This is a genomic window from Pseudomonas sp. RHF3.3-3 (assembly GCF_048069595.1).
GTDB classification, from domain to species: Bacteria; Pseudomonadota; Gammaproteobacteria; order Pseudomonadales; family Pseudomonadaceae; genus Aquipseudomonas; species Aquipseudomonas fuscovaginae_B.
The window spans coordinates 5,744,533-5,770,809 of the sequence record NZ_CP182250.1; the positions used below are offsets into that span (position 1 = coordinate 5,744,533).

Below are 26,277 nucleotides of genomic sequence, written 5' to 3' on the forward strand. Positions count from 1 at the left end.
CGGTCGGTTCTCACGAAAACAGTCAGGTCAGTCGCTGAGCAGGCGCCCGTGGCGCAGGGGCTCGCGCCCCGCCACCTTGGCCAGCCAGATCGAGGGTTGGGCGTAACGCAGCCGTTCAACGGCAAACAGCACACCGGCCGTGCCGGCACGGACGGTGCTGACCCGGTCGGACAAGGGATCGATCACTTCGAACAAGGGTTCGCCGGGCTCCACCCAACTGCCCACCGGGCACAGGTAGCTGACGACACCGGGATGGGGCGCGTAGAGCAACTCGGTGCCTTCGAACGGCATGGCCTCGCAGGCTTGGTGCTGCGCCGCCGGCCACTCGCCGTCGATCAGCCCCTGCTCGGCCAGGAATGCCAGGATGCCTTCGGCATGGGCCACCGCCGCGTCCGGCCCGGTATCGGCCTGGCCGCCCAGTTCGATGGTGGTGGACATCCCCGCCAGGGGAATCGCGGCCTGCGGGAAGCGCCGCGACAGGCGCAGCCAGGGCAGCGAACAGGCCTCGTCGAACGAGGTGCCGCCGGAGTCCTCCGCCACCAGCGCCACCCGCACATTCAGGTGCGCGGCCAGCGAGCGCCATTGCGGCCAGTGCTGCGGCAGCGCATACAGGTGCAGTGCCGCCTCGCAGTCGCAATGCAGGTCCAGCACGATGTCGGCATCACAGGCGTGGCCGAGCAGAATCCGCTGCATGCCCTGCAACGGGCTGTCAGCCGGCGGCAACGCGGCCAGCACATCGCGCATGGCCTGGCGAATCACCTGCACGTTGGCGTGGGGGTCGTCACCCAGTCGACCATCGACCAGCGCCGCGACCGGCTCGCTCAGCTCGACGAAATCGCGGTTGAAATTCTTGCCGCTGGAGTACTCGAAGCGCCCCTGGTGATTGCCTTGCAGCAACTGGCCAAGCCCAATCGGGTTGGCGACCGGGACCAGCTCGACGACGCCCTTCAGGGCCCCGCGGGCCTCCAGCTCGGCGAGGCGCTTCTTCAACTCCCAGGCGGTACGCATGCCCGGCAGTTCGTCGGCATGCAGGCTGGCCTGGATATAGGCCTTGCGTTCACCGCTGCCGAAACGGAACACCGACAACCGACGCTCGGTACCCAGGCTGCCCCAGGGCAGCGAATGATCGATACGTTCCATCTCAATGCTTCCGTGGAGCCAGGTAGCTCAGCCAGCGGCGCTCGGCCAGCTTGAACAGGCGCACCAGGATGAAGGTCAGGCACAGGTAGAACACACCCGCGGTGATGTAGGCCTCGAACGGCAGGTAATACTGGGCGTTGACGGTACGGGCGGCACCGGTGATGTCGATCAGCGTCACGATGGAGGCCAGGCTGGTGGTCTGCAGCATCATGATCACTTCGTTGCTGTACTGCGGCAGCGCCCGACGCAGGGCCGACGGCAGCAGAATGCGCCGATACATCTTGTAGCGGGACATGCCGACCGCCTTGGCCGCCTCGATCTCGCCATTGGGCGTAGCCTTGAGGCTGCCGGCGATGATTTCGGCGGTGTAGGCGCTGGTGTTGATGGCAAAGGCCAGGCAGGCGCAGAAGGTCGCGCTCGACAGCCATGGCCAGAGGAAGCTTTCGCGCACCACTTCGAACTGGGCCAGACCGTAGTAGATCAGGAACAGTTGCACCAGCATCGGCGTACCACGAATCACGTAGGTGTAGAGCCAGGCCGCACCGTTGACCAGCGGCTGTTTGGAGACCCGCATCAGCCCCAGCGGTACCGCCACCAGCAGGCCGAAAAACAGCGACAGGGCCAGCAGTTTCAGAGTGGTCAGCAGGCCGCCGAGGTACAGCGGCATGGCTTCCCAGACGACGTTGTAGTCGAAGATCATAGATCAGCCGCCCTTACGCCTACCGAGTAGCGCTTCTCGAGGTGACGCAGTGCCAGCAACGAGACACTGGTGATCACCAGGTACATCGCCGCCACTGCAAGAAAGAAGGTGAAAGGCTCACGGGTGGCATCCGCCGCCTGCTTGGCCTTGAACATCATGTCCTGCAGGCCGACCACGGAAATCAGCGCGGTCGCCTTGGTCAACACCAGCCAGTTGTTGGTGAAGCCGGGGATCGCCAGGCGGATCATCTGCGGCACCAGCACCCGGAAGAACACCTGCAGGCTACTCATCCCGTAGGCCATGCCGGCTTCGGCCTGCCCCTTGGGGATCGCCATGAAGGCACCGCGGAAGGTTTCCGACAGGTAGGCGCCGAAAATGAAACCCAGCGTACCGATACCGGCGACCAGCGGATTGAGATCGATATAGTCGTCATAACCGAGCAGCGGCGCGACTCGGTTGATCAGATCCTGGCCGCCGTAGAAGATCAGCAGGATCAGCACCAGGTCGGGGATACCACGGATCACGGTGGCGTACAGGTCACCGAGCCGGGCCAGCCAGCGTACCGGCGACAGGCGCAGCGCCACCCCGATCAAACCCAGAACAATGGCCAGGGCCATGGACGACAAGGCGAGCTGAAGCGTCAGCCAAGCGCCATCGAGGATGACAGCCCCGTAGCCTTTCAACATGATTCAGGTCCTCGAAAATTGGGATGAAAAAATGGCGCAAACCGCAGGGATCCTGTTGCTTGCGCCATTTCGGACGAGCTGGCGAGATTTACTTGCCGTAAATATCGAAGTCGAAGTACTTGTCCTGGATCTGCTTGTACTTGCCGTTGGCACGGATCGCGGCGATGGCGGCGTTGATCTTGTCCAGATCGGCCTTGTCACCCTTGCGCACGGCGATACCTACGCCGTCACCGAAGTATTTGACGTCGGTGAACTGCGGCCCCACGAAAGCGAAACCCTTGCCGGCGTCGGTCTTCAGGAAACCGTCCTGCAGCAGGGTGGCATCAGCCACGGTGCCGTCCAGGCGACCGGCTTCCACGTCCAGGTAGATCTCGTTCTGCGAACCGTACGGCTTGACTTCGGCACCCAGCGGCTTGAGCACTTCCTCGGCGAAACGATTGTGGATCGAGCCACGCTGCACGCCGATCTTCTTGCCCTTGAGCTCGACCAGGCTGTCGCTGACCACGGTGCCTTCCTTCATGACCAGGCGGGCCGGGGTGTTGTAGTACTTGTTGGTGAAGTCGACGGACTTCTTGCGATCGTCGGTGATCGACATGGACGACAGGATCGCGTCGATCTTGCGGACCTTCAGCGCCGGGATCAGGCCATCGAACTCCTGCTCGACCCAGACACATTTGACCTTCATCTCTTCGCACAGGGCGTTGCCGATGTCGTAGTCGAAACCGACGATGCTGCCGTCCGGGGCCTTCGAGGCGAATGGAGGGTAGGCCGCTTCGATACCAATTTTCAGAGGCTTTTCATCGGCGAATGTAGGCAGCGACAGCACGGACAGTGCCAGGGCGCCAAGAAGCACGAGTTTCTTCATCTTAGGACTCCATCGGTAAAGGGCAAAAACGGCAGAGTGAGCGCGAGCCCAATATGCGAAGGGTGAACAGGGATTACGGCGCCGCGTCCTGCGAGGGCCGATTGGGCGGCGGTCCATGCACAACGACCAGCGAGTGATCGGCATTCTAACGACAGGCCCGAAGTCGATATTTCCTCAATGCGACAAGTAATTACAGAAGCATCGAGAATGCCGACCCGGCACATTGACAGCCCTTGAAATTCATGCAAGGGCAAAAGAAAGGCAACCGATCTACGCTGCAAATTGCGGGCCTATTATTCGCAAAGCCTTCTATTACGGCAAGCGCGGTGTGCGACGAGGCTCTTTTCGACCGATATCGTCAGCCGAAATCGGGCAAAAGCGTTTCCCTATGCCCCGAATGCGGGCGACAGGTGACATATTTGGTTACTTCGCAGTGCATGGGTAACAAGAAGAAACGTCCCACGACAAAAACCGATATTTATCTCTTTTCAATCACCCATCCGATAGCCCTCCTCCAGAATGAAAAAGCCCCGCCCGGCTCATCGCCGGACGGGGCCTTCTGTGCCTGGGCAGCCTTAGGCGACGTTCATGGTCTTGTGGGTGTCGATCAGGTGCTGCACCACGCTCGGGTCTGCCAGGGTCGAGATATCACCCAGGCCATCGTATTCCGCCGTGGCGATCTTGCGCAGGATACGGCGCATGATTTTCCCCGAACGGGTCTTGGGCAGGCCCGGCGCCCATTGGATGACATCCGGCGAAGCGATCGGTCCGATCTCGCGGCGTACCCAGTTCTTCAGTTCCAGGCGCAGCGCTTCGCTCGGCTCCTCGCCACTGTTGAGGGTGACATAGACGTAGATGCCCTGCCCCTTGATATCGTGCGGCACCCCCACCACGGCCGCTTCGGCGACTTTCGGATGGGCGACCATGGCGCTTTCGATTTCGGCGGTGCCCATACGGTGGCCGGAGACGTTGAGCACATCGTCGACACGGCCGGTGATCCAGTAGTAGCCATCCTCGTCGCGGCGCGCACCGTCACCGGTGAAATACATGCCGCGGAAGGTCTTGAAGTAGGTGTCGACGAAGCGGTCATGGTCGCCGTACAGGGTACGCGCCTGGCCCGGCCACGAGTCGAGGATCACCAGGTTGCCTTCGGCCGCCCCTTCGATGATGTTGCCCAGGTTGTCCACCAACGCCGGTACCACGCCGAAGAACGGACGGGCCGCGGAACCTGGCTTGAGTGCATGGGCCCCCGGCAGCGGGCTCATCATGTTGCCGCCGGTCTCGGTCTGCCACCAGGTATCGACGATCGGGCAGCGCGACTTGCCGACATTCCTGTAGTACCAGTCCCAGGCTTCCGGGTTGATCGGCTCGCCCACCGAGCCGAGCAGGCGCAGGCTGCTGCCGTCGGCGCCTTCGACTGCGGCCGAACCCTGGGCCATCATGGCGCGGATCGCCGTCGGTGCGGTGTAGAGGATATTGACCTTGTGCTTGTCGACGATCTTCGCCACCCGGGTGATATCCGGATAGTTCGGCACGCCCTCGAACAGCACGGTGGTCGCGCCGTTGGCCAGCGGGCCGTAGACAATGTAGCTGTGGCCGGTGACCCAGCCGACGTCGGCGGTGCACCAGTAGATCTCGCCCGGACGGTAGTCGAACACACGCTCGTGGGTCAGGGCCGCATACAGCAGGTAACCGCCGCTGGTGTGCTGCACCCCCTTGGGCTTGCCGGTGGAACCGGAGGTATAAAGGATGAACAGGGCCTCTTCGGCGCCCATCTCCTTGGGCGCGCAGACGCTGCCCGCCACTTTCATCAGGTCCTCGAACCAGATGTCGCGATGCTGGTTCCACTTGATGTCGCCACCGGTGCGCTTGCACACGATGACCTTCTGGATGCTGTTGGTTTCCGGGTTGGTCAGGGCATCGTCGACGTTGGCCTTGAGCGGGATCTTCTTGCCGGCGCGTACGCCTTCGTCGGCGGTGATCACCACCTTCGAGCGGCAGTCGATGATCCGACCGGCCAGAGCCTCCGGGGAGAAACCACCGAACACCACCGAGTGGATCGCGCCGATCCGCGCACAGGCCAGCATGGCCACCACGGCTTCGGGAATCATCGGCATGTAGATGGTCACCACGTCGCCGCGATGAACGTCCTGGCCACGCAGGGCGTTGGCGAACTTGCAGACCTGCTCGTGCAGCTCGCGATAGGTGATGTTGCGCGAGTCGGCAGGATCGTCGCCTTCCCAGATGATCGCGACCTGGTCGCCGCGCTCGGCCAGATGGCGGTCCAGGCAGTTATAGGAAACGTTCAGGGTGCCGTCGGCGAACCATTTGATATCGACGTGGTGATCGTCAAAGGAAGTCCGTTTTACCGTGGTGAAAGGCTTGATCCAGTCGAGACGCTTGGCCTGCTCGCGCCAGAAGCCATCAGGGTTGACGACCGACTGCTGGTACATCGCCTTGTAGGTCGCCTCGTCGGTCAGCGTATTGGCCAGAACCTCAGGGCGAACGGGGTACAGGGAAGCCGCACTCATCTTTCTTACCTCGGTGACATAGTTGTTGTTTTATGGCCCTGTTGTAGCCGGGCTGACGCTGCCGGACCATTCGACGATGGTAGTAACAAAACCCTACAAAACGTCGTGAATACCGCCAACAGGGCTCAAGCACGTGGCCTGTGGCGATATTCGGCCCAGGGAAAATATCTTCGGGCAGGACGTTTTTTCGACGATTGTTACAGGTTTTGTCAATAGTCTTTATCAAAAGCCCACCTGTATGAACGACTGGCGCACTCTTAAAATCAACTTCGCCAACTAAGGCAACGAATTAACCAGACGACAGCCCCCACGAAGGCCGTTAATTCGAATTCAAACTTCCAGAGCTTCACACGTGGTCCCACAAGGGCCGCGTGCCCCTACACGACCATCAATAGGTGAACCGATGAAACTTTTTGCCGCTTTAGTCCTCAGCAGCCTCTGTGCAACAGCCATGGCCGACGAGGCGGCGACCGATGTAGCCAGCCGGAACCTGCCGGTAGAGGAATACACTTACTCCATGCACCCGGATATTCACAAAGTTATCTCCATGAGTGAAATTCCGGAAGTTTGCGAAGTTGTACCGGCACGCATGGTTTATGAAGACTCCCAGGGTGTTCGGCATGTCATGGAATATCGTGTAATGGGTAATGGTTGTTCCAACGGCTGATCGCCCGCTTTGAAAGCCGCTTGCCGCAGGAAGCGATTCTTGCGGCTGCGGCAAGGGTGTCCTTGCACAACGGTCATCATCCGGCCGCCTCTCGCAGCGAACCACTCGTCGCCAACACCCCCGCCAGGCAAAAAATTCTTTTGCCGCCAAAGCCCTGCAAACCCGAGCCGTGCCCGCCCAAGCACACGCAAGGGCGGAATCCGTCACACCACTGACCGCAAAAAGCCCTTATAATGTCCCGGTAAAACGGGCTTGCAATATTCCCTTGCAGGGTAGCGTTCTCACGCTGGCATCGCTGCAGGAACCGGCGTCATCCCCGCGCCATCCGCCCCTCGGGGCCCCGTACAAATTTCCCGTTGTTTGCCTGCACAGCCGGTGCAAGCAACGATTCCTTATATCCAATGTGGCCATCGTGCCGTGTGATAAACCGCCCATCCGTGTTTTCACACCGGCGTCAGGCCCTCACGCAGGAGACGACACGTCATGCTGAGCTGGGACGAATTCGACAAAGAAGACGGCGAAGTAGCAGAAAAAGAGAGCAAGACCGGCCAGGCCAGCGAAGCCACCCTCGATCGCCTGGACAGCGCCGGCGGTGCCGCCGCCCTCGAAGCCCGTGCCGTGACCGCCAGCGACTCCGCCGCGATCATCCGCGCCAAGGCCGCCCTCGACGCCCTCGATGTCGCCGAAGGCCTGGCCGAACTCGAAGGCGCCTCGGCCCGTGTCGCCGTCGACGAGAAGCGCATGATCAACTGCCGTGCCGACCTCAACCAGCTCGTGCCCTTCAAGTACGACTGGGCCTGGCAGAAGTACCTCGACGGCTGCGCCAACCACTGGATGCCGCAAGAGGTCAACATGACCGCCGACATCGCCCTCTGGAAAAACCCCGAAGGCCTGACCGACGACGAGCGTCGTATCGTCATGCGCAACCTGGGCTTCTTCTCCACCGCCGACTCCCTGGTGGCGAACAACCTGGTCCTGGCCGTCTACCGCCTGATCACCAACCCCGAGTGCCGCCAGTACATCCTGCGCCAGGCCTTCGAGGAGGCGATCCATACCCACGCCTACCAGTACTGCATCGAATCGCTGGCCATGGATGAAGGCGAGATCTTCAACATGTACCACGAGATCCCCTCGGTGGCGAAAAAGGCCACCTGGGGCCTGAAGTACACCCGCTCGATCTCCGACCCGCAGTTCAACACCGGCACCGTCGAGACCGACAAGGAACTGCTGCGCAACCTGATCGCCTACTACTGCGTGCTCGAAGGCATCTTCTTCTACTGCGGCTTCACCCAGATCCTCTCCATGGGCCGGCGCAACAAGATGACCGGCGTCGCCGAGCAGTTCCAGTACATCCTGCGCGACGAGTCCATGCACCTGAACTTCGGCATCGACGTGATCAACCAGATCAAGATCGAGAACCCGCACCTGTGGGATGCCGAGATGAAGGAAGAAGCGACCCAGATGATCCTGCAGGGCACCCAGCTGGAAATCGAATACGCCCGTGACACCATGCCGCGCGGCGTGCTGGGCATGAACGCGGCGATGATGGAGGACTACCTCAAGTTCATTGCCAACCGTCGCCTGTCGCAGATCGGCCTGAAGGAAGAGTACCCGGGCACCACCAACCCGTTCCCGTGGATGAGCGAGATCATGGACCTGAAGAAGGAAAAGAACTTCTTCGAGACCCGCGTGATCGAGTACCAGACCGGCGGTGCACTGAGCTGGGATTGATTCGTCCCGCACGCATGGATCGCGATGCCAAAAGCCCTGACCTGTTCAGGGCTTTTTCATAGGTGGGCCATTGGCGGGCTTGCCCGCCAATGAGCCCTCAACATCATCGAAAAGCCTCCCGATCAGACACCCAGGCCTACTCGGTGCCGACCGGCGACCGATAGTCGGATTGCCGAAAAATCCTTTGCTCCAGCTCGAAAACAACTGTACAAAAAAACAGTATTTTCAAGTCAACCCATCGATCCTGGAGAGCGCCATGTCCAGCCAAGCTGCCAATCATGTGATGAGTACTACCGTTGAACGCATGGTCCTGCATCAATTCACCCCGCTGCACTGCCGGCAGGCCCGCGCGATGCTGGGTTGGAGTCGCGAGCAGTTGAGCCAGGAGTCTGGCGTCTCGGTGGCCGCCGTACAGCGTTTCGAGAAGGGCGATTCCCTCAGGGATGTCACCCGATTGGCCCTGGCCTTTCGCTTCGAGGCCGAAGGCCTGGTATTCTTCCCAGGCTTTGCACCCGGCCGTGGAATGAACATTCGCGGCACTACACCGGACCCGATCGAACGACAGGACTACGAACTGATCGAGTAATCGATTCAGGTCGGCACTGCCGGCCTGCCCTGCAAGCCGGGCACCGGGTCGGGCCCGCCGGCTTTCGACGCAAACGGGTGAACGCAGGGGCGTTTCCTGGATCGCCTAGCGAGTACTCAGGGCGGATTCATTCTCCAGGGCCTGTTCCACCTCCAGCCACCAGGCGCGCCCGCGATGGGGCTGCATCAGGTTGAAGGCTTCGCCAATGGCGGGGGTGGTGATGGACACGTTATTGTCCCAGGCCAGCGCCAGGATCCGCTCGAAGGGTTCGTACCAGGCATGGAACGACAGGTCGAAGGTGCCATTGTGGATCGGCAGCAGCCAGCGCCCCCGCAGGTCCAGGTGCGCCTGCAGGCTCTGCTCCGGCTGCATGTGCACATGAGGCCAGTCGACGTTGTAGGCACCGGTTTCCATCAGCGTCAGGTCGAACGGCCCATAGTGTTCGCCAATCTGCTTGAAGCCGTCGAAGTAACCGCTATCGCCGCTGAAGAAGATCCGCACGTCATCGGCGATCATCACCCAGGAGGCCCACAAGGTCTGGTTGTTGTCGAACAGCGTCCTTCCGGAGAAGTGCTGCGACGGTGTAGCGGCAAAGCGGATGCCCTCGACGACCGTCTCTTCCCACCAGTCCAGTTGCTGCACCTTCTGCGCGGCGATGCCCCATTTGACCAGCAGGTCGCCAACGCCCAGCGGGGCCAGGAAGTGTTTGGTCTTGGCCGCCAGTGCCAACACCGCCTTGTGGTCCAGGTGGTCGTAGTGATTGTGGGAAAGAATCACCGCCTCGATCGGCGGCAGTTCTTCCAGGCTGATGGGCGGCTGATGGAAACGCTTCGGTCCGGCCCACTGAACGGGTGAGGCCCGTTCGGAGAACACCGGATCGGTCAGCCAGAACTTGCCGTGCAACTTGAGCAGCAGGGTCGAGTGGCCGAGACGGAATACGCTGAAGTCGGCAGCCGCAAGCAACTGCTCACGGCTCAGCGCCTGGACCGGTACGCTGCCCGCCGGCCGGGTATTGCGCGGTTTCTGGAAGATCATTTTCCAGAAGATACCCAAGGTCTTGCCCAGGCCGCCGTGGGGTGTCGGCGCCAGGTTGCGAAAAGCGCCCTGCTCTTTCCGGGATGAGGATCCAGCGACAATACGCGAACGAATGGTCATGACAGGGTGACTCCCGGGAACCCGAAGGAGTTCCCACGCTCAGGTGCTGAAAGATCAGGGGCCGCCGCAGGCAAACCTTGATCGGACGAAGTTGCAGAAAAGAACTACACTACACAGTGTAGTTTCTAGCTTGCGCCAAAGTACTCGCCAAGTAAACTGCCGAGTGTAACTTTTATTGACCTGCCGAAGCCTGCCCATGACCGTCCCCCTGCGCCTCACCGACCGTAAACGCGAAGCCATCATCCAGGCGGCCATCGCGGCCTTTCGCGCCGACGGTTTCGAAGTGACCAGCATGGACCGGATCGCGGCCAAGGCCGAGGTCTCCAAGCGTACGGTATACAACCACTTCCAGAGCAAGGAAGACCTGTTCGCCGAAATTCTCCATCGCCTATGGGCCAGCAGTGCCGCGCAGATGGACATGACCTATCACTCGCAGCGCCCCCTGCGCGAGCAACTGCGCGACATGCTGATGCGCAAGATGCGGCTGTTCAACGATAGCAACTTTCTCGATCTGGCACGGGTGGCGATCGCAGCCACCATTCATGCGCCCGAGCGCGCGCAGGACATGGTCTCGCGACTGGCCAGCCAGGAGGAAGGTTTCAAGCAGTGGATCCGCGACGCCCAGGCCGACGGCAAACTCAAGGCGGTCGACCCCGAATTCGCCACTCACCAGATCTACGGCCTGCTCAAGGCCTTCGCCTTCTGGCCGCAGATTTCCCTCGGCCAGCCACCGCTGGATACCGCGACACAGACACGCGTCATAGAATCGGCGCTGGATTTGTTCCTTTCCGGCTACGAAATCGTCAAATAGCCGACACGCCCCGCCAAATCACCTGCCAAACCCTAGAAATGGCTTGGAAGGACACTGATTATTCTTTACGGAATCCCCGACAATATTCATCCTGCTTATCAGACGAATAGCGCTTCCGTGCCGAACACATTGCCTGTGTTCCGACAAAGAAATAAGTGACGCAGAGACCTATGGAAATCCATCGAGGCAAAGGGCAATCATTTGCCAGACGCATCTACTTGCCCCGCATGATAGGCGTAGGCGTCGGCTGCTTCAGCATCATCGCCGCACTCGCCCCCTTGTCGATGCCAATCTGGATCTGGGCCCTGCTGGCATTCAACGCCGTGATCTGGCCGCATGTGGCCTATCGTATCGCCCGACACGCCCACTATCCGTACCGGGCGGAACGACGCAACATCCTGATCGACTCGTTGATGGGTGGTTTCTGGGCGGCGACCATCCAGTTCAATCCCCTCGTCACGGTCAACATGCTCGCGCTGATGACCATGCACAACGTCGCCGCTGGCGGCCCGCGGCTGATGCTCAGGGGCTTGCTCGCGCAGTTGCTGGGGATCCTCGTCTCCTGGCTGATCTTTACTCCGGCGTTCAACGGGGTGACCACCCAGATCCAGATCTATGCCTGCCTGCCGGTGTTGATCCTGTACCCGGTGGTCATCGGCATGGGCAGCTTCCAGGTGGCGATCAAGCTCGCCGACCACAAGCGTGCACTGAGCGCCCTGAGCCGTACCGACAGCCTGACCGGGCTGCTCAATCACGGCAGTTGGAAGGACCTGCTGCAGATCAAGTTCCACAAGTGCCGGCAAACGCACTGCCAGGCGGCGATCGCATTGATCGACATCGACCACTTCAAGACCATCAACGACAGTTACGGCCATCTGATCGGCGACAGCGTACTGCGCCAGTTGAGCCGCGACCTGAAGGCCAACCTGCGTGAACACGACCTGGCCGGGCGTTATGGCGGTGACGAGTTCTGCGTGATCCTGCCGGGCCTGTCGCTGGAACAGGCCAGCGAGATCATGGAGCGGCTGCGCCAGGTCTTCAGCAACTTGCGCAGCGAGGAAATACCGGAGCTGCGGGTCACCCTGAGCATCGGCCTGGCGCCCTTCCGGGCTAGTTTCAAGGACGCCGGTGCCTGGCTCAACGAGGCCGACAAGGCCCTGTACATCGCCAAGAATACCGGGCGCAACAAGGTCAACAGCACCGACGGTGAAAATACCGAATCCTCGGACGAGTACCTGGCAAGCTCCGCCTGAGCGCCATTCGGCTACTGCAAAGAACCACACGGCGGATTCTTGTACAAGACCAATCTATTTTGTATAAGAATATAAGGCAAAGTGCCATCCATGGAACGCTGGCCACCGGCGCCCTTCCCCCAAGGGTCTGCCGGGCCTGGAAAGGGATAGATCTCCCCTCTCTCCGAGTTCTCATGCCATGTTTTTTGCAGCCCATAAGAAAGCCCTGCAAGACCTGCAACAAACCATCGACCAACAGGCCCACCTGCTCGCGGCCATCGACCGCTCCATGGCCGTCATCGAATTCGATCTCGACGGCATCGTCCTGCGCGCCAACGACAACTTCCTCAAGACCATGGGCTATCGCCAGGAGCAGGTGCTCGGCCAGCCCCATCGCATGTTCTGCTCGCCAGCCTATGCTCGCAGTGCCGAATACAGCCAGTTGTGGTCACGCCTCAAGGCCGGCCAATTCGAGTCCGGCACTTTCGAGCGGGTCGCCGCCGATGGCCGGAGCGTCTGGCTCGAAGCCAGCTACAACCCGATCCGTGACGAGAACGGCAAGGCGGTGAAAATCGTCAAGTACGCCATGGACGTCACCGCCAAGATCCAGCAGGAAAGCGAAGCCAACGGCAAGCTGCAGGCGATCGACCGGGCCATGGCCGCCATCGAGTTCAAGCCCGACGGAACGGTGATCTGCGCCAACCAGAACTTCCTCGACCTGATGGGCTACAGCCTGGCCGAAATCCAGGGCAAGCATCACCGGATCTTCTGCACCCCGGCCACTGTCGGCGGCAGCGACTACCAGGACTTCTGGCGCCGCCTGAACCAGGGCGAATTCTTCAGCGGCCAGTTCGAACGCGTGACCAGGCGTGGCCAGAGCGTCTGGCTCGAAGCCACCTACAACCCGGTCTACGACGCCAGCGGCAAACTGTGCAAGGTGGTCAAGTTCGCCTCGGACGTGACCCGGCGGGAAGAGAAACATGCCCAGGACGCCATGAGCGCGAGCCAGGCCTATCACATCTCGGTGGAGACCCGCAGGGTCGCCGAGCAAGGCACCGAAGTGATCCAGCAGGCCGCCAGCGAAATGCGCGAGATTGCCTCGAACATCGAAGGTTCGTCCAATCTGATCGCCAAGCTGGGCGAGCGCTCGGAACAGATTACCGCCATCGTCAACACCATTCGCGGGATCGCCGAGCAGACCAACCTGCTAGCCCTCAATGCCGCGATCGAAGCGGCCCGGGCCGGCGAGCAGGGTCGCGGCTTCGCCGTGGTGGCCGATGAAGTCCGTCTGCTCGCGGCACGTACCAGCGGCTCCACCGCCGAGATATCCAGCATGATCGGCATGATCCAGAGCGAAACCCAGCAGGCCATCCAGAGCATGAACGGCACCCGCGACCGGGCATCCAAGGGCGTCGGCCTGGCAGACGAGGCCGGTACGGTGATCCTGCAGATCCGCGACGGGGCGAGCAATGCCGTACAGGCGGTCAGCATGTTCGCCAACGACAGGGTGCACTGAGCACCCGACACGCCAGGACATCGGCAGATGCCCTGGCGTGCCTGTCGCGTCGTCCCGCGACTTGATTGCACAACGGCATTGTTCACTTGAGCGAATGCCTATTTTGCTGGCGAACAGGCAGACCTATAGTCCGGCGCAGAGACCGACAAGCCGGAGAAGCCCATGGAACTGCGCCCTGCCCTGAAGATTGCCCTGGTCGGCGATCACGACCCGCAAGTGACGGCCCACAAGGCCATCCCCGTGGCCCTGCAGCTGGCCGCCCAGGCCACCGGTCTGCAGGTGCAGGCCCACTGGGTGGCGACCGACAGCATCGAGACCGCGGACGATCTGGCAGGCTTCGACGGCATCTGGTGCGTTCCCGCCAGCCCGTATCGCAGCCTCGATGGCGCCTTGCTTGCCATTGGCCATGCTCGTGAACAACGACTCCCCTACCTCGGCACCTGTGCCGGCTTCCAGTACGCGATTCTCGAATATGCCCGTCACGTGCTCGGCTGGGACGACGCGCAGCACGGTGAGGAAGCGCCGGATTCGCCGCGCGCGGTGATCTCGGCGCTGAGCTGCTCCCTGGTGGAAGCCACCGACGGCATCCGCCTGGTCGAAGGCTCGCGTATAGCCAGGGCCTATGCCAGCCAGCGAACCCACGAGGGTTATCACTGCCGCTACGGCATCAACCCGGCCTTCGAAGCGGCGCTGCTCGACACCGACCTGCAAGCCACCGGCCACGACGACAAGGGGGAACTGCGGGCCGTCGAATTGGCAAACCATCCGTTTTTCGTCGCGACGCTGTTCCAGCCGGAGCGGGCCGCCCTGCAAGGTATCGCGCCACCCCTGGTCAGTGCCTTCCTGAGCGCCTGTGCCGGAGAACACGCATGATTGCCAGCACGCCCCAGCCTCCCTACTACGCGGTGATCTTCACCTCCCTGCGTACCGCAGGCGACCAGGGCTATGCCGAAGCGGCCCGGCGCATGCTCGACCTGGCTCGCGAGCAGCCGGGGTTTCTCGGTGTCGAGTCGGCGCGGGGGGATGACGGCCTGGGCATCACCGTTTCCTACTGGCGCGATGAGACGGCGATCCTGGCCTGGAAGCAGCATGCCGAGCACAGCGAAATCCGCGAGCGCGGCCGCTCGACCTGGTACGAGACGTGCCAGACCCGCGTCTGCAAGGTCGAACGCGCCTATCGCTTCGATCGCTGAGCCGGCCGCCCGCTCGTGTCAGCCCGGCACGACCCGGCGCAATGCGGCGATCTGGGGCATGTCCACCCGCTGCATGTACACCCGCAACGGCTCGGTGATGTTGATCCGCTGGTCGATGTTCTGATCCAACAGCAACTGGATCCGCTCCCGGGCCAGACGCATGGCCTCCTGCCCTGCCGGTAGCCAGACGAATTCGCTGGCCGGAATGATCCCGTCGTCGGCCACGTCCATGCCGAAGGAGTCCTCGCTGAAACGCACGATGTACTGGCCGGTCTTGCGATTCAGGCCGACGAAACCCTTGAGCTGGTCGGCGGCCTGACAGATGAGTTCGGAAGTGATGCGCATGGTAAACCTCACTGGCGAGCCCGAAGGCCCATGGGTCGATGGTTTACACACAAGGTGGGCAGCGCGTTTCCTTCTACAGGGGAAACTGTCGCTCAAGCCTACTGCAAAATCCGTCCTGATTGTGTCGAAAAAACGACACAACCGGCTCTTGCAGCCATTTCGCGATAGCACTTGAAGCATTCAGTTGTTAAAAGAGGGCCTTCACTCCGTACGAAAGGAATTCGCAATGCCTGTCACCTTCAGCGCCGCCACCTTCAAGAAAAGCGCTCTGCTCATGAGCCTGCTGCTGGCCATGGGGCTGGACACGGCACAAGCCGGCACCACCCCGGCCGAGCTCGCGGCCAAGGCCGGGATTCCCCATCCGGCGGTGATCGCCCACCGTGGCGCGTCCTTCGATGCCCCCGAATCCACCGCGGCCTCCTACACCCTGGCCCGCGACCTCGGCGCCGACTACCTGGAAATGGACCTGCAGCGCAGCAAGGACGGAGTGATCTTCGCCCTGCATGACAACAACCTGTCGCGCACCACCGACGTCGCCAGCAAGTTCCCCGAACGCAAGGACAGCCCGGCCAACGAGTTCACCTGGGCCGAGCTGCAAACCCTGGACGCCGGCAGCTGGTTCAACAAGGCCTACCCCGAGCGCGCGCGGCCGTCCTATGTCGGCCTGAAGATTCTCAGCCTCGACCAGATCATCGACATCGCCCAGGCCAACCCCAGGCATCGCCCCGGCCTGTACATCGAGACCAAGGAACCCAAGCAGTTCCCCGGTATCGAGCATGACCTCAAGAACAAGCTGCAGGAACGTGGCCTGCTCGGCCCGGACAAGGTCCACTCCAAGGAGCAGCCACAGGTCGGCCAGGGCGCCGGCCGGGTGATCCTGCAGACCTTCGAGAAGAGCAGCCTGGAGTTGCTGCAGAAGGAAATGCCGAACACGCCGAAGATTCTCCTGCTGTGGGTCGGCGAAGGCAGCATCGAACCCAAGTCGAACGTCAGCTTCGCCGACTCCGGCGAGAAGACCAAGGCCGCCTACTACGCCAAGCAGGAACCGAAGGACAAGGCCGAGTTCATCAAGTGGGTGGACTTCGCCAAGGCCAACGGCGCCATCGGCACCGGCCCGTCGGCCGAACTGACCCATGGCGGCGACCAGAGCTACTCCGACCTGGTCAAACCGTGGATGAACCAGCTGACCCACGATAAAGGCCTGCTGGTTCACGTCTATACCGTCGACGAACCGGTGGACTTCAAGAAGGTCATGGACGCCGGTGTCGATGGCATCTTCACCAACCGCGCCTCCGAACTGCTCAAGTACTTCAAGCGCGCCTCGCCGAAAACCGTGCCGCAAATCCTCGAGGCCAACGGTTACTGAATGAAGGAGCGCGAGTGGAACGGCGTCCTCTGGCTGGGGCGTGACTACGCACTGATCCACGGTGAGCTGGGGCCACCGCGCCCCATGCCCACTCCGCCCATCAGGTGATCCTGACGCCCGAGGCGCCGGTCACCGCCTGGTACTGTGGCGCCGCCTGCGCCTGGCGCTTGAAAGGCGCGCTCTACGCGCGATTGAACAAACGACGCAATCGTCAGTCAGCAAGAACAGGGGTCAATTTAAGGGTGAATTAAGTTGCAACACTTAGGCTGACCCCACTGAAATCATCCAGACAAGGAATCCCCCGATGAAAGCCCTCTCGACCCTGCTGACCGCCTCCGCCCTGACTCTCGTTGCCGGCTTCGCTTCGGCCGATGTCCGTCCGGACCACATTCCCGGGCTGCTGAAATCCGGTGCGATCGCCGACTTCGACAAGCTCAACCAGGCCGCCCTGGCCAAGTACCCAGGCGCGACCATCACCGACACCGAACTGGACCATGTCACCAGTGGTGGCTATGTCTATGAAGTCGAACTCAAGGCCGCCGACGGCGTGAAGTGGGAAGTCAAACTCGACGCCAAGAGCGCCGCCGTCCTGCAGGAGAAGCGCGACAGCTGATCGTCCGCCCCGTGAATCACAAGCCGCGCGTTCCACCCGGAACGTGCGGCTTGTTCGTTTTCATCCTCCCATAACCCCGGGAGATGCTGTCCAAGCACTCAGGCGGTCGTGTTGACGGTACCGCCCGACGTACTGCTGCCGGACTCCTGCAGCGCCTGGGTCAAGGCCGCGGTGACGGTCTGGATCGAGGCGGAAATTGTCGCGACCTGAGCCGAAGCGGTGGCCACGGCAGTCGCCTTGGCTTCGTCGCTGTCGTTGCTGGCCTGGGCCTTCTGCAATTGCTGCTCCTGTTCCTGCAACTGCTTCTGCAACTCGGCCAGTTGCTTGCGCAGCGCCTTGACGGTATCGGACTCCGAACTGGAGCTGTCGCCGCTGCCCGCCGCGCCGCCGCCAGCGGCCGCCTGGGTACCACCGGTCTTGGTGGTGTCCGTGGTGCTGGCCGCGACAGTACCGGTCGTCGTGGTGTCGTCGCTGCTCGCCGCCTTGGTGGACGTGCTGGTGGACAGGCTTGGGGTGATAGTGACCGAGGTGATGCTAACCATGGGAAACGCCCTATTCAGGTGGTGATACCCCCATGATCGACATAACGCCGGCCGGCTTGAGACCTATCCTGTATCCCGTTGGTCAGCGTCTCGATACACAGTCCCCCCCGCTCACTGGCGAATCAGGCCTCCAGCCTGGCGGTGACTTCGTTCAATTGCCCCGACAGGCCGTGCAGATTGCTGCTGGCTGCCTCGGTACGCTTGACGTTGTCCAGGTTGGTGCTGGCAATCGCGGTGATCTCGGTGAGGTTGCGGGAAATATCCTCGGCCACCGACGTCTGTTCCTCGGCGGCCGTGGCAATCTGCCGGTTCATGTCACGGATGGCCTCGACGGCCGCGGTGATGCGCTCGAGCATCGCGCCGGCCTCGGTCACCTGCTCCACGCTTTCGTCGCTGCGGGCCTGGCCGCCCTCGATGGCCTGGGCCGCGTCCACCGCCCCGGTCTGCACCGACTGGATGATCTGGTTGATTTCCAGGATCGACGCGGCCGTGCGTTGGGCCAGGCTGCGAACTTCATCGGCCACCACCGCGAAACCACGTCCGGCCTCGCCGGCCCGTGCCGCTTCGATGGCCGCGTTGAGCGCCAGCAGGTTGGTCTGCTCGGCGATCCCGCGGATCACTTCAAGCACCTTGCCGATCCGCCCGCTGTCGCTTTCCAGCTGGCGAATGACCGTGGCGGTCGTGGAGATTTCCGTGCGCATGCGAGTGATGGTCTGGATGGTCGACTGCATCACCAGTTCGCCCTGCTGGGCCGAACGGTCGGCTTCGTCGGCGGCGCCGGCCGCAGCGGCGGCGTGCCGGGCGACTTCCTGGGCCGTGGCGGACATCTCGGTCATCGCCGTCGCCACCTGGTCGGTCCGTTCGAACTGCTCATGGGTACCCGTAGCCATCAGGCCGGCAATCGCGTTCAGTTCGCCACTGGCACTGTCCAGGTTGGCGGTGCTGAGCTTGAGGCGATTGAACGTATCGGCGAGAAAGTCCCGCAGGGTATTGGCGGCAACGGCCAGACGCCCCAGCTCATCCTGGCGGTCGGCGGCCACGCGCTCGGCGAACTGGCCATGGCTCAGTTGCGCCACATAGTCGATCAGGCGGCGAATCGGTTCGACCAGGTTGCGATTGACCAGCCACAGGCTCAGCAGCGCGATCAGCAGACCCGACACCAGCATCACCACGATACCGCTCCAGACCGTGCGCCCGGCGGCCTCGCTGATGGCGGCCGACTGTGCATCGCCGGCCTTGCGCAACTGGCTGACCAGCACGCTCATCTGCTCGCTGGTGGCACGGTCCACGCCCTTGACCGCCTGATCGCCGGCACTCGGCTCGGCGCCACTGGCAACGTAGGCATCACGGCCCTTCTGGTAGGCGACACCGAGCTGGCGGTGCTCCTCGCGCAGCCTTTCGACCTGGGCCTTCAGGCTGCTGTCGATAGCCGGCTGCGCCGCCAGGCGGCCGAGAATATCCTGCACGTCACGCTGGCGATCCTCGAACTGGCGCCAGTACTGGTTGAGGTCCTGAGGCTGCTTGCCACGCAAGAGGACGTTCTTCCATTCCTGCACCTGCTCCTTGAACCGCAGGTTGGCCTCGTCCACCAGTTGCGACGCGAGCAACGGCCCCCCGATCAGCTCCCGATAGTCGCGTATGCCGTTGGACAGGAAGTGGAAGCAGGTCAGTGCGATCAACAGCATCGCCAACAGGCTGCCGCTCAGTAGCGCGAGAATCTGGGCTCTCAAGGATTTCTGCAACATCGTGGGTATCTCTGGACAGGGATTGGGCACTCCGATCAGGAGTGCGAACAGTCAAAACATCCCTGTCAGCGACATCGTGGCTTGTGGCCCAAAACGCCGCAGCCTACACCTTCGCCATCGGCGCACCGGCACGGCGCTTGAGTCGAGCCGACCACCGGTCATGGGCCGCGATTGTGCACGTCAATCCGTAACAAAAATGTCAAAACGCCCTGAGATGATGCGGCTCAAGCGAACCTGTAAAAAAATGTTTCGGGCGCTTCATTTCAGCGAGCCTCCATGAACCACAGCCTTGACCAAAGTCACCGCGATCCGGACCTGTTCGGCCTGCTTTACGGTTTTCGCTTTCGCGCCGGCGAGCGCGGCGAGGAAATCGACTCCGCCACCGCCCTGCGCTACCTGCAGAATCCCGAGGACGACGAAGCGTTTCTCTGGCTGCACCTGAACCTCGCCCACGCGGCCTGCGAACGCTGGATGACCACCCATCTGTCGCTGCCCGACGAGTTCTTCGAAGCCCTGCACGAAGGCTCACGCTCGACCCGCATCGAACATGTCGACAACGCCCTGCTGGCGGTGGTCAACGACGTGGTGTTCAACCTTGGCAGCATGACCTCCTCGGATGTCTCGACACTCTGGGTCTGCGCACGCAGCAAGCTGCTGATCAGCGCCCGCCTGCAGCCCCTGCACTCGGTCGACAAGCTGCGCTCCTCGGTCAAGGCCGGCGAACACTTCCGTTCGCCGCTGGAATTGCTGGTGCACCTGCTGCGCGACCAGGGTGAAGTGCTGACCCAGATCGTGCGCAAGACCACCCTCAGCGTCGACCAGATCGAGGACCAGTTGCTCGCCCAGCGCCTGACCATCAATCGCGCGGAGCTGGGTGCCATGCGCCGGGTGCTGGTGCGCCTGCAACGGCTGCTGGCCCTTGAGCCGGGCTCGCTGCTGCGGCTGCTCAACCGCCCGCCACAGTGGCTGCAGAAGGAGGACGTCAAGGAACTGCGCAAGTCCACCGAGGAGTTCTCGCTGATCCTCAGCGACCTCGAGGCCCTGGGCGAGCGGATCAAGTTGCTGCAGGAAGAGATCGCCGCCACCGTCAACGAACAGACCAACCGCAGCCTGTTCACTCTGACGGTGGTCACGGTGCTGGCGCTGCCGATCAACATCATCGCCGGTTTCTTCGGCATGAACGTCGGTGGCATCCCGCTGGCCGGCGACCCGGAAGGGTTCTGGATTCTGGTGGCGCTGGTGGCGACCTTCACCCTGCTGGCCGGACGCTGGGCGTTTCGCAAGCGCCAGGATTACTGAGCCCCCGGGTTCAGTGTGTACCCGCTCATCCTGGCGGCAGCCTGTCAGACCATCGGCCCGGTAAAATCCACAGATACTGATCTGTGGCAGCCTCTCTGTAACATTTAGCAATGATCATGACTGATACCCGTTCCCAAACAGGATTTCAGGCATGGCTACCCCTTCATTGACTGCTGCCTCCGCCAGCGACGGCAGGCCGCAGCTGGAAAGCAAACCCCACGTCTTCACCGCCGTCCTCTTCTTCGCGCTGCTGGCCGTCGGCCTGTTGTTCACCGCCTACAGCCTCGTGCATGACATGCACGAACTCGGCACGGTGGTGACCACCTGGACGCCCTTCCTGCTGCTCGGCGTCGCCCTGCTGATCGCCCTGGGCTTCGAATTCGTCAACGGGTTCCACGACACCGCCAACGCCGTGGCCACCGTGATCTACACCCACTCGCTGCCGCCGCACTTCGCCGTGGTCTGGTCCGGCTGCTTCAACTTCCTCGGCGTGCTGCTGTCCAGCGGTGCGGTGGCCTTCGGCATCATTGCCCTGCTGCCGGTGGAACTGATCCTGCAAGTGGGTTCGTCCTCCGGCTTCGCGATGATCTTCGCCCTGCTGATCGCCGCCATCCTGTGGAACCTCGGTACCTGGTGGCTGGGCCTGCCGGCCTCGTCGTCCCATACCTTGATCGGCTCGATCATCGGCGTCGGCGTGGCCAACGCCCTGATGCACGGCCGCGACGGCACCAGCGGCGTGGACTGGAGCCAGGTGACCAAGATCGGCTACGCACTGCTGTTCTCCCCGCTCATCGGTTTCGCCCTGGCCGCCCTGCTGCTGGTGGCGCTGCGCCTGTTCGTGAAAAACCGCGCGCTGTACAAGGCGCCCAAGGGCAACGAGCCACCACCGTGGTGGATCCGTGGCCTGCTGATCCTGACCTGCACCGGCGTGTCCTTTGCCCATGGTTCCAACGACGGGCAGAAAGGCATGGGCCTGATCATGCTGATCCTGGTCGGTACCCTGCCGATGGCCTACGCGCTGAACCGCACCATGCCGGCCGAACAGGCCCTGCAGTTCGCCGCCGTGGCCGAAGTGACCCAGGCCGCCCTGGTCAAGGCCGTCCCGCAACCCGCCCCGGCCGATCCGCGTCCGGTGCTCACCGAATACATCCGCACCCAACAGGTAAAGCCGGACCTGGTGCCGGCCCTGGCCGCCCTGACCGGCCGGATCGGTGAGGAGGTGAAAGGCTATGGCTCACTGGCCAAGGTACCCGCCGAGGCCATGGGCAACGTGCGCAACGACATGTACCTGAGTTCCGAAGCCATTCGCCTGATGGACAAGAACAAGGTCGGCAACTTCGACGCCGACACCCAGGGCAAGCTGCAACTGTTCAAGCAACAGATCGACGGCGCCACCCGCTTCATCCCGTTGTGGGTGAAGATCGCCGTGGCCATCGCCCTGGGCCTCGGCACCCTGGTCGGCTGGAAGCGGATCGTGGTCACCGTCGGCGAGAAGATCGGCAAGAGCCACCTGACCTACGCCCAGGGCGCCTCGGCGGAAATGGTCGCGATGCTGACCATCGGCGCGGCGGACATGTACGGCCTGCCGGTATCGACCACCCATGTGCTGTCCTCGGGGGTGGCCGGGACCATGGTCGCCAATGGCGGCGGCCTGCAGATGAAGACCATCCGCAACCTGGCGATGGCCTGGGTGCTGACCCTGCCGGCGGCGATCCTGCTGTCGGGCAGCCTGTACTGGCTGTTCACCCAGCTGTTCTGAACCCGCCTTCAGGCTCCACCCGCAGACCCCACCCTCAAGGTGGGGTTTGTCGTTTCACGCCCTCACAGGCGTCATGCAGTACCTGCACCAACCAGTCCATGAACACCCGCACCCGCCGTGGCAGGTGCCGTTGCCCGGCATACAGCAGCGACACGTCCAGCGGCGCCGGCCGAAACCCGGGCAATACCTCGATCAGGTCGCCGCGTTCCAGGTGCCGGGCCATCCCCAGCAACGGCGCCTGGATCAGCCCCAGGCCGCCGAGGCAGGCGCCTTCGTAACAGTCGATACCGTTGACCGTGACGCTGCCGGGCATGGGGACCTGGATCAGCTTGCCATCGTGCAGGTACTCGAAGCCCGAAGACCGCGAGCCCAGCACGCCGACATAGTGGATCAGCCGATGGCCGACGAGATCTTCCGGGCTCGACGGCATGCCATGCCGTTGCAGATAGGCGGGGCTGGCGCAATTGACCACCGGCAGCGAACTCACAGGCCGCGCCACCACCGTCTGATCCGGTTGCGCACCGACCCGCAGCACGCAGTCGAAGCCTTCGCTGAGCAGATCGACCCGGCGATCGGTGCTGCTGATCTCCATTTCGATCCGCGGATGCCGGGCCATGAACTCCGGCAGACGCGGCATCACCACCCGTCGCGCCATGGCACTGGGCATGTCGAAGCGGATACGCCCGCCGAGCAGGCTCGCATCCTGGCGGAACAGCCCCTCCAGCTCATCCACCTGGGACAGCAGTTCCTTGCTGCGTTCGTACAGCACCAGGCCGTCCTGGGTCGCCTGGACCTTGCGCGTGGTGCGCTGCAACAGGCGCGTGCCCAGCAGGTCCTCGAGGGTTTGGACGTGCTCGGAAACACTCGACCTGGGCAACCCCAGGCTCTCGCTGGCCTGGGTAAAGCTCGACAGCTCGGTGACGCGGATGAAGGTGCGCAGCAACTCCAGCTTGTTCATGGCAGGGCGACTCCGATTGTTCGGACAGAGCGATCAGTGTTTCCGTTTTCCCTCAGTTTATCGCCTGCCAGACGGACAAATAAACTTTCCCCAACACTCACCCATCACCCAAGGAATACGACATGACTCGCAAGATCGCACTGATCACCGGCGCCAGCCGCGGCCTTGGCAGGAATACCGCGCTGCAACTCGCCGCCCGCGGCGTGGACATCATCGGCACCTACCACAGCCGGGCGGACGAGGCCCAGGCCGTGGCGGCCGAGGTCGAACGGCTCGGCGCACGCGCCGCCATGCTGCAGCTGGATGTCGGTGTCGTCGCCGGCTTCAGGACCTTCGCCGAACGCGTGGCCGCGGTACTCGAAGACACCTTCGCCCAGCCGCGTTTCGACTTCCTGGTGAACAATGCCGGCGTCGGCCTGCACGGACTGTTCGTCGACGTCCAGGAAGAGCAGTTCGACCAGTTGTTGAATGTCCACTTCAAGGGCCCGTTCTTCCTGACCCAGCGACTGCTGCCGCTGATGGCCGATGGTGGGCGCATCATCAACATCTCCAGCGGCCTGGCCCGCTTCAGCCTGCCGGGTTATGGCACCTACGCGGCGATGAAGGGCGCGATGGAGGTGCTGACCCGCTACCAGGCCAAGGAACTCGGTGCCCGGGGCATCAGCGTGAACTCGCTGGCCCCCGGCGCCATCGAGACCGATTTCGGCGGTGGTTCGGTGCGTGACAACCCGCAACTGAATGCCTTCGTCGCCAGCGTCACCGCACTCGGCCGGGCCGGCCTGCCGGAGGATATCGGCGGGGCGATCGCGCTGCTGCTGGGGGACGGTGGGCAGTGGATCAATGGGCAGCGGATCGAGGCTTCGGGCGGGATGTTCCTGTAGGTTCTGCATGGGGCCGGCAGGCCCCTTCGCGGGCAAGCCCGCGAAGGGGCCTTCGGAACGACTCCTGTCAGCCAACCACACCACTGCGCTGCAGCAACTCCCGGAGCACCGTCAGCAACTCCACCCGCCCCTTGCGCGACGCCCCGGCAAACTCGATCCACCCCTCGTTGAAACCATCGAGCATCTGCATCCGCGGCAACGGGTTGTTCATGCCCTGGGCGCTGAACAGCGCCTGCCAGCTCTCCCGGGGGACCACCTCCATGCGCACCGGCCTGCCCAGCAGTTCGGCAAAGCCGGCGGCGATCTGATTCGGCGTCACCCGCTGTGCCGCCTCCAGCTCGACGATGCGCTGGCCGCTCCAGTTCTCCAGCAGCAGTTGCGCCGCCAGCCGACCGACATCCTCGGTGGCGACCATCGGCACAGGCTTGTCCAGCGGTTGCAGGAAGCTGGGGATCACCCCACTTTCCAAGGCCGCCGGCACGTCCCACAGCGCGTTCTCCATGAACCAGCCCGGACGCAGGAACGTCACCGGCAGATCCAGGCCGGCAAGGCCCTGTTCGAGGATCTGCAACTGAGTGAGCAGATTCGGCCGGCTCGCCTGTGCACCGACGGTCGACAGGCACACCACCTTCGCCGGGCGCGCCCGCTCCAACGCCGAACGCAGGTTTTCCACCCATTGCCGGGCTTCCGGAAAGCCAGGGGTCGGGTCAAAAGTCGGCGGCAGCATCACGAACACACCTTCAGCGGCACTGAACGCCTGGGCCATCGCCCGCACATCATCGACCTCGGCCACTGCCACCTGGCAACCCTGCGCGGCCCACGGCTGCCCCTTGGCCGCGTTGCGTACCAGCGCCCGCACCGGCTGCCCGGCCGCCAGCAAATGACGGGCGATGGCGCCGCCGACCTGACCGGTAGTGCCCATGACTGCATACATAGAATTTCCTCCAGCGAGAAGCGACGTCTGTCGCGGTGGAAAGAATTATCCGCAGCGCACAGTCATTCTCCGATAGCATGGATGTCATTGGATCAGTGACAGGAAATCATCAATGAGCTTCGATTCCAGCCTGGCCAGCGGCATGGGCGTCCTCAGTGCCGTGGTCGACAGCGGCAGCTTCGCCAAGGCCGCCGACAGCCTCGACATGACCCCCTCCGGCGTCAGCCGGGCGATCGCGCGACTGGAGAAGCGCCTGGGCATCCGTCTGTTCGACCGCACCACCCGTTCGGTCAAACTGACCGACGAAGGCCGTCGCCTCTATGAGGAAATCGCACCGCTGCTGGCCGGTCTGGAAGAAGCCGCGCACAACGCCAGCGGCAGTGCCAGCAGCGTACGCGGGCGCCTGCGGGTGAATATCGATCCCTATTTCTCCCGGCTGATACTCGGTCCGGCACTGGGCGAATTCATGAGCCGCCATCGGCAGTTGCAACTGGAGCTCTACACCCGGGACCAGTTGGGTGATGTGGTCGCCGACGGCTTCGACCTGGCGGTGCGGTTCGGCCACCCGGCATCCTCGTCGCTGGTGGCGCGCAAGCTGCTCGACGTGCGGGTGCTGACCTGTGCCGCGCCGGCCTATCTCAAGCGCCATGGCCGGCCGCTGACACCGCTGGAGATGGAGGATGAGCGGCATGTCTGCGTATCGTTCCGCGACCCGGAAACCGGCCGGCCGTTTCCCTGGGAATTCCACCGTGGCGGTCAGCGGCTCGATGTACGCAACAACGCACGGCTGGTGCTCAACGATGTCGGCACCCTGCACAGCATCTGCGAGGCCGGCTACGCGATCGCCCAGGTGCTCGACCTCGGCGTGCAACCGATGCTCGCGTCGGGCCGGCTGGTGGAACTGTTCCCCGACTGGCCCGACGAACGCTTCCCGCTGTATGCGCTGTACCCGTCGCGGCACCTGCCACCGGCCAAGGTCCGGGCCTTTCTCGACTTCATCATCGAGATCAGCTCGCGCTGAA

At 62.9% G+C, this 26,277-nt stretch carries 24 protein-coding genes and 2 pseudogenes; 15 read left to right on the forward strand and 11 right to left on the reverse strand.

Going from position 1 to position 26,277, the window contains the following annotated elements:
* Positions 1 to 27: 27 nt before the first annotated feature.
* The 5 genes from ACMGT0_RS25125 to acs all read right to left on the reverse strand — a co-directional run bounded on the left by ACMGT0_RS25125 (position 28) and on the right by acs (position 5,922).
* A complete protein-coding gene (locus ACMGT0_RS25125; RefSeq protein ID WP_273826305.1) occupies positions 28 to 1,140 on the reverse strand; it encodes a succinylglutamate desuccinylase/aspartoacylase family protein in 1,113 nt (370 codons plus the stop codon).
* A gap of 1 nt (position 1,141) precedes the next feature.
* Complete coding sequence (locus tag ACMGT0_RS25130; RefSeq protein ID WP_054058799.1) at positions 1,142 to 1,840, reverse strand: ABC transporter permease; 699 nt, start codon at positions 1,838 to 1,840, stop codon at positions 1,142 to 1,144.
* Positions 1,837 to 2,526, reverse strand: a complete 690-nt coding sequence (locus ACMGT0_RS25135; RefSeq protein WP_054058800.1) for an ABC transporter permease — start codon at positions 2,524 to 2,526, stop codon at positions 1,837 to 1,839. The genes ACMGT0_RS25130 and ACMGT0_RS25135 overlap by 4 nt, the downstream gene beginning before the upstream one ends.
* Positions 2,527 to 2,614: 88 nt before the next feature.
* The gene (locus tag ACMGT0_RS25140; RefSeq protein WP_017902898.1) at positions 2,615 to 3,391 is read right to left on the reverse strand and encodes an ABC transporter substrate-binding protein; all 777 of its coding nucleotides are present in this window, start codon (positions 3,389 to 3,391) and stop codon (positions 2,615 to 2,617) included.
* A 575-nt stretch (positions 3,392 to 3,966) separates the two neighbouring features.
* On the reverse strand, positions 3,967 to 5,922 hold the full coding sequence (acs, locus tag ACMGT0_RS25145) for an acetate--CoA ligase (RefSeq protein ID WP_054064777.1): 1,956 nt from the start codon (positions 5,920 to 5,922) through the stop codon (positions 3,967 to 3,969).
* Positions 5,923 to 6,325: 403 nt separating this feature from the next.
* Here acs and ACMGT0_RS25150 point away from each other — a divergent pair, with 403 nt between their 5' ends.
* The 3 genes from ACMGT0_RS25150 (at position 6,326) to ACMGT0_RS25160 (ending at position 8,906) form a co-directional block, all read left to right on the forward strand.
* On the forward strand, positions 6,326 to 6,589 hold the full coding sequence (locus ACMGT0_RS25150) for a DUF2790 domain-containing protein (RefSeq protein WP_081005978.1): 264 nt from the start codon (positions 6,326 to 6,328) through the stop codon (positions 6,587 to 6,589).
* A 483-nt stretch (positions 6,590 to 7,072) separates the two neighbouring features.
* On the forward strand, positions 7,073 to 8,320 hold the full coding sequence (locus ACMGT0_RS25155) for a ribonucleotide-diphosphate reductase subunit beta (RefSeq protein WP_416770256.1): 1,248 nt from the start codon (positions 7,073 to 7,075) through the stop codon (positions 8,318 to 8,320).
* A 256-nt stretch (positions 8,321 to 8,576) separates the two neighbouring features.
* Positions 8,577 to 8,906, forward strand: a complete 330-nt coding sequence (locus tag ACMGT0_RS25160) for a helix-turn-helix domain-containing protein (RefSeq protein ID WP_054057934.1) — start codon at positions 8,577 to 8,579, stop codon at positions 8,904 to 8,906.
* A gap of 105 nt (positions 8,907 to 9,011) precedes the next feature.
* Here the strand turns inward: ACMGT0_RS25160 and ACMGT0_RS25165 are convergent, their stop codons facing one another.
* Positions 9,012 to 10,061, reverse strand: coding sequence for an MBL fold metallo-hydrolase (locus ACMGT0_RS25165; protein ID WP_416770259.1), 1,050 nt, complete (start codon positions 10,059 to 10,061; stop codon positions 9,012 to 9,014).
* A gap of 196 nt (positions 10,062 to 10,257) precedes the next feature.
* On the opposite strand from ACMGT0_RS25165, the gene ACMGT0_RS25170 reads away from it, so the two are divergent.
* The 6 genes and pseudogenes from ACMGT0_RS25170 (at position 10,258) to ACMGT0_RS25195 (ending at position 14,813) form a co-directional block, all read left to right on the forward strand.
* The gene (locus ACMGT0_RS25170; RefSeq protein WP_416770261.1) at positions 10,258 to 10,872 is read left to right on the forward strand and encodes a TetR/AcrR family transcriptional regulator; all 615 of its coding nucleotides are present in this window, start codon (positions 10,258 to 10,260) and stop codon (positions 10,870 to 10,872) included.
* Positions 10,873 to 11,042: 170 nt separating this feature from the next.
* A complete protein-coding gene (locus tag ACMGT0_RS25175; protein WP_273820353.1) occupies positions 11,043 to 12,125 on the forward strand; it encodes a diguanylate cyclase in 1,083 nt (360 codons plus the stop codon).
* 178 nt (positions 12,126 to 12,303) lie between these two features.
* Positions 12,304 to 13,071: pseudogene (locus ACMGT0_RS25180) on the forward strand (PAS domain-containing protein); the annotation flags it as partial.
* Positions 13,072 to 13,185: 114 nt separating this feature from the next.
* Positions 13,186 to 13,620: pseudogene (locus tag ACMGT0_RS25185) on the forward strand (methyl-accepting chemotaxis protein); the annotation flags it as partial.
* Positions 13,621 to 13,782: 162 nt separating this feature from the next.
* Positions 13,783 to 14,493 carry a CTP synthase gene (locus tag ACMGT0_RS25190; protein ID WP_273820350.1) on the forward strand — a complete coding sequence of 237 codons (711 nt, stop codon included), beginning with the start codon at positions 13,783 to 13,785 and terminating at the stop codon, positions 14,491 to 14,493.
* Entirely contained in the window at positions 14,490 to 14,813 is a 324-nt protein-coding gene (locus tag ACMGT0_RS25195) for an antibiotic biosynthesis monooxygenase family protein (RefSeq protein ID WP_054057928.1), read from the forward strand. Before ACMGT0_RS25190 ends, ACMGT0_RS25195 begins: the two co-directional genes overlap by 4 nt.
* Positions 14,814 to 14,831: 18 nt before the next feature.
* On the opposite strand, the gene ACMGT0_RS25200 is transcribed toward ACMGT0_RS25195, so the two are convergent.
* Positions 14,832 to 15,158, reverse strand: coding sequence for a DUF2025 family protein (locus ACMGT0_RS25200; RefSeq protein WP_054057927.1), 327 nt, complete (start codon positions 15,156 to 15,158; stop codon positions 14,832 to 14,834).
* Between the two features lie 226 nt (positions 15,159 to 15,384).
* Between ACMGT0_RS25200 and ACMGT0_RS25205 the strand changes: the two genes are divergently transcribed.
* Positions 15,385 to 16,524 carry a glycerophosphodiester phosphodiesterase gene (locus ACMGT0_RS25205; protein WP_416770263.1) on the forward strand — a complete coding sequence of 380 codons (1,140 nt, stop codon included), beginning with the start codon at positions 15,385 to 15,387 and terminating at the stop codon, positions 16,522 to 16,524.
* A 304-nt stretch (positions 16,525 to 16,828) separates the two neighbouring features.
* Positions 16,829 to 17,137 carry a PepSY domain-containing protein gene (locus ACMGT0_RS25210; RefSeq protein ID WP_416770265.1) on the forward strand — a complete coding sequence of 103 codons (309 nt, stop codon included), beginning with the start codon at positions 16,829 to 16,831 and terminating at the stop codon, positions 17,135 to 17,137.
* A 98-nt stretch (positions 17,138 to 17,235) separates the two neighbouring features.
* Here the strand turns inward: ACMGT0_RS25210 and ACMGT0_RS25215 are convergent, their stop codons facing one another.
* Together ACMGT0_RS25215 and ACMGT0_RS25220 are read right to left on the reverse strand one after the other, a co-directional pair.
* A complete protein-coding gene (locus ACMGT0_RS25215) occupies positions 17,236 to 17,679 on the reverse strand; it encodes a hypothetical protein (protein ID WP_416770267.1) in 444 nt (147 codons plus the stop codon).
* Positions 17,680 to 17,801: 122 nt separating this feature from the next.
* The gene (locus tag ACMGT0_RS25220) at positions 17,802 to 19,424 is read right to left on the reverse strand and encodes a methyl-accepting chemotaxis protein (protein ID WP_416770269.1); all 1,623 of its coding nucleotides are present in this window, start codon (positions 19,422 to 19,424) and stop codon (positions 17,802 to 17,804) included.
* A 276-nt stretch (positions 19,425 to 19,700) separates the two neighbouring features.
* Here ACMGT0_RS25220 and ACMGT0_RS25225 point away from each other — a divergent pair, with 276 nt between their 5' ends.
* Together ACMGT0_RS25225 and ACMGT0_RS25230 are read left to right on the forward strand one after the other, a co-directional pair.
* Complete coding sequence (locus tag ACMGT0_RS25225; protein WP_054061595.1) at positions 19,701 to 20,723, forward strand: transporter; 1,023 nt, start codon at positions 19,701 to 19,703, stop codon at positions 20,721 to 20,723.
* Between the two features lie 151 nt (positions 20,724 to 20,874).
* Positions 20,875 to 22,482: an inorganic phosphate transporter gene (locus ACMGT0_RS25230; RefSeq protein ID WP_054058359.1), complete on the forward strand. Its 1,608-nt coding sequence runs from the start codon at positions 20,875 to 20,877 to the stop codon at positions 22,480 to 22,482.
* 34 nt (positions 22,483 to 22,516) lie between these two features.
* Here the strand turns inward: ACMGT0_RS25230 and ACMGT0_RS25235 are convergent, their stop codons facing one another.
* Positions 22,517 to 23,440 (reverse strand): LysR family transcriptional regulator, encoded by a 924-nt coding sequence (locus ACMGT0_RS25235; RefSeq protein ID WP_054058358.1) that lies wholly within the window; start codon positions 23,438 to 23,440, stop codon positions 22,517 to 22,519.
* A 122-nt stretch (positions 23,441 to 23,562) separates the two neighbouring features.
* On the opposite strand from ACMGT0_RS25235, the gene ACMGT0_RS25240 reads away from it, so the two are divergent.
* Positions 23,563 to 24,321: an SDR family NAD(P)-dependent oxidoreductase gene (locus ACMGT0_RS25240; RefSeq protein ID WP_416770272.1), complete on the forward strand. Its 759-nt coding sequence runs from the start codon at positions 23,563 to 23,565 to the stop codon at positions 24,319 to 24,321.
* Positions 24,322 to 24,388: 67 nt separating this feature from the next.
* Here the strand turns inward: ACMGT0_RS25240 and ACMGT0_RS25245 are convergent, their stop codons facing one another.
* Positions 24,389 to 25,255 (reverse strand): NmrA family NAD(P)-binding protein, encoded by an 867-nt coding sequence (locus tag ACMGT0_RS25245; protein ID WP_416770274.1) that lies wholly within the window; start codon positions 25,253 to 25,255, stop codon positions 24,389 to 24,391.
* A gap of 112 nt (positions 25,256 to 25,367) precedes the next feature.
* On the opposite strand from ACMGT0_RS25245, the gene ACMGT0_RS25250 reads away from it, so the two are divergent.
* On the forward strand, positions 25,368 to 26,276 hold the full coding sequence (locus tag ACMGT0_RS25250) for a LysR family transcriptional regulator (protein WP_416770276.1): 909 nt from the start codon (positions 25,368 to 25,370) through the stop codon (positions 26,274 to 26,276).
* The last annotated feature ends 1 nt before the right edge of the window (position 26,277 follow it).